This window comes from Okeania sp. SIO2B9, assembly GCF_010672505.1.
GTDB lineage: Bacteria > Cyanobacteriota > Cyanobacteriia > Cyanobacteriales > Microcoleaceae > Okeania > Okeania hirsuta.
Window position 1 is genome coordinate 1 of sequence record NZ_JAAHGK010000907.1, and the last position, 3,199, is coordinate 3,199.

The 3,199-nt window shown below is 42.3% G+C and carries 3 protein-coding genes; all 3 read right to left on the reverse strand.

The window, feature by feature from the left end:
- A partial coding sequence (locus F6K13_RS25265) for an acetyl-CoA carboxylase biotin carboxylase subunit family protein (protein WP_287288736.1) occupies positions 1 to 1,375 on the reverse strand: 1,375 nt, incomplete at its 3' end.
- The gene (surE, locus tag F6K13_RS25270) at positions 1,369 to 2,061 is read right to left on the reverse strand and encodes a 5'/3'-nucleotidase SurE (protein WP_124142810.1); all 693 of its coding nucleotides are present in this window, start codon (positions 2,059 to 2,061) and stop codon (positions 1,369 to 1,371) included. The genes surE and F6K13_RS25265, both read right to left, overlap by 7 nt.
- Positions 2,062 to 2,082: 21 nt before the next feature.
- Positions 2,083 to 3,199: acyltransferase domain-containing protein (locus tag F6K13_RS25275; protein ID WP_287288738.1), on the reverse strand; the 1,117-nt coding region annotated here is incomplete at its 5' end.

The window sequence follows — 3,199 nt, forward strand, 5'->3', positions numbered from 1 at the left end:
GTCGCCACGCTTCGACCGGGATGTCGCGGCCGTCCTCCTGGAGGACCTGAATGCAGACGTGGTCGGCGCCGGCGTCGTGGTGGGCGGTCACTCGGGCCAGGGCGTCGTCGACCACAAGGTTGAGTTCTGCGAGGGGAGTAGGATGATAGTGAGTGTCTTGAATTTGTTCTCCTGGTTCACAATTAAAAGTAATCAATTGTGAGCAATCAAGAGTTTGTTGAGCAAGGTTAAAATCAAACAGTGTTGAGGCAAGACCACTTTTACGAGTGGAAATATACAGACGACAAGTGGTGATTATTTCTTCTTCTGATCGGTGTTGAGGAGCTTGGGGACAAATTCCCTGAGCTAATTTCAGGGCAGCTTTGGGTAAATTAAAATTCAGACTCTGCTGATATAGAAAGCCAAAGGTTGCACTCATGCGGGCATTTATTTCAATTAAGATCGGGGTATCTTGCCCTTGAAGCCAAAATTCTGCACTGAAAAAGCTGTTATCTAAACCACTATCTTGAATAAAATTAGTCACCCGAGCGTAAATATTTTGCTGTTGTTTACAACTAACTTGAGCAGGAAAAATATAACAATCAACTGAGCCATCTTCGGCTTCCAATGTGTCCACTAAACCGACAAAATGAACCTGTCCTTGATAGACAAAACCATCACAGGTTAAAGGTTGACCAGAAACCATCTCTTCCACTAAAAGGGGAACTTGAGATGTTGTAGCTAGAGGGTATTTTCTGCTATCAATAAATTCTTGGAACAAAACCTGATACATTTGCCACCAAGGTTGATAATTCTTGGCAAGATTGTTGCATAATTCTGGTAACTGTTCTGGTTTATTTATCTTCCCACAAAACATACCGTAACTGGAGCAAACTGGCTTCACAAATAGGGGAAACTTCAGTTTAGTTAAAATCTGCTCATCAATTGTCAATTTCCCTTCATTTTCCCATTGCACAACAGAGTAACCAGGGGCATAGGAATCAATTTTACGGGCATAAAATTTATGAAAACATTGCACCACACTTTCAAAACGAGGACCAAATAAATTAAGCTTTTCACAAACTATTGCTGCTACCAAATTGGCAATATCAAAACTATAGTAAATAGCCACAATTTGATGTGCTTGGGCATAAGCTATCGCATCTTGGCAAAAAGCTACTAAATCTACTCGATCTTTGATTTTCGGTGGGGTAGTTTGTAAACAGGAATATTCTAGGCAATGAAAACAATAATCAGAAAATTCAGCACGATAAAATAACTGTTTTTCATTCTGAGATGGACACAAAACCAAAATAGGAATTAGTTTATCGGATGGATTAATTACAGTTACTGTGGCAACTTTAAGTGTGAACTGAGAATAAATATTTTTTACCATAAACAGTATTTGGCGATCGCAATGTTCCCTGACAAACACACATCAACATCTGTACCGGAATCAGACTTGCGGTTGATATCGTCTCCCACATAAAGATACCCATTCTCTTGCTTCACAAATTCCGTGAGTAGGGGACGGGTACACAGGGAACAGAAGACAATCTCTGGCTCTGGCGATCCCGGCTCTAGGTGGGGAAAATTAACACTCCATAATGTCCCAGGATCGACGGTTTGAGTTAGTAATTCCTGCAACACCCGCACTGTCCATTGGGTGGCTCGCTCCCAGTCTAACTCCCAGTCAGTGCGTTTAAAATGAGAAAAGGCAATGGCAGGAATCCTATGTTGGGTGGCTTCCCTAGCAGCAGCTATGGTTCCTGAAGGATAAATATCTGAACCTAGATTACAACCACCATTAATTCCAGAAACGACAAAATGGATATCGTCATAGAGATAGTTGATGCCCAGACGAACACAATCTGCTGGGGTACTGTCTACACTCACCTCAGTGTCGGAGCGCCATTCTACAGGAATAACGGTGCGAATATTAACCCGATGACCACAGCCAGACTGGTGCTCTTTAGGAGCAACAACTACAATCGGATCAGTGGTTACTTGAAACAATGCTTTGTGTAAGGCTTGAATACCGGGAGCATCAATCCCATCATCATTAGTTACTAAAAAAGTCATAATTTCAGATAATTCAGTGATTTAGTTGCTGTGATAACTTGGTATAGGTAGGAAAGAACGGTTATAATCGCGGTCAAAACCCACCCAATCTACCGGGATGCCACGAAGATAAAGTGCAGCAGTGCTGGTTAACATTTGTTGCCAGTCTATTTCAGTTGGAGACAAACTTGGCAGCCATAAGTACTCAGCATCTGGTAGACACTGGCAACCTCTTCGTAGTAAAGTTGGTTTTGGCCCTATTTCTACGAAAATCTCAATTCCCTCCCTTTTTAGACTATTCATGCCAGCTAAAAACTCCACTGGTTCGATAATCTGACGACACCAATAATCTGGAGAAGTCACTTCCTTTATTACTACTTTCCCCGTCATACTAGAAACTAGCTTAATTTGGGGTGGAGAAAAACTTATTTCTCGGAGCGCCTGCTTAAACTCACCTAACATAGGTTTCATCAAGGGCGAATGGAAAGCAACAGAAGCATTTAGTTTTTTAATTTCAAGTCCCTGTGCTTCTACTGCCGTAGACACTGCGCCCACATCCTCGATTTTGCCAGCAATAGCGACATTTTTGGGGCCGTTGATGGCGCTAATCCAAATAGGACAAGGCTGGGAACCAATAATTGTGCGAACTTCTTGTTCTGATGCTTTTACTGCCACGATCTTACCATCCTTTGGTAATTCTGCCATCAGCCGACTGCGTTCGGCAATCACTTTCAAAACATTTTCCAGACTAAAAACTCCAGCAACACAAGCAGCAGCATATTCCCCTACACTATACCCCATCATTACATCTGGTTTAATTCCCCAAGATTTCCATAGTTCAAACATAGCATACTGTACTGCAAACAATGCTGGTTGGGTATAAGCTGTTTCATCAAGCAGATATTGGGTTGACTCTTCTATTTCTTCTGGAGGATAGAGAATTTCCAATAACGGCTTTTCTAAGTATGGACTAAGAATGTTGTTACAGCGATCGAGTGCTTGTCGGAAAGTCGGTTGAGTTTGGTAGAGTTGGCGACCCATACCTACATACTGATAGCCCTGAGAGGTAAAGAGAAAGGCAATCTTGCTCTTGTTTTCCTGGTTTTCAACAACCCCCATACTCTCTGAGTCAGGTGCCATTAATTTTTCCCGCATCTGT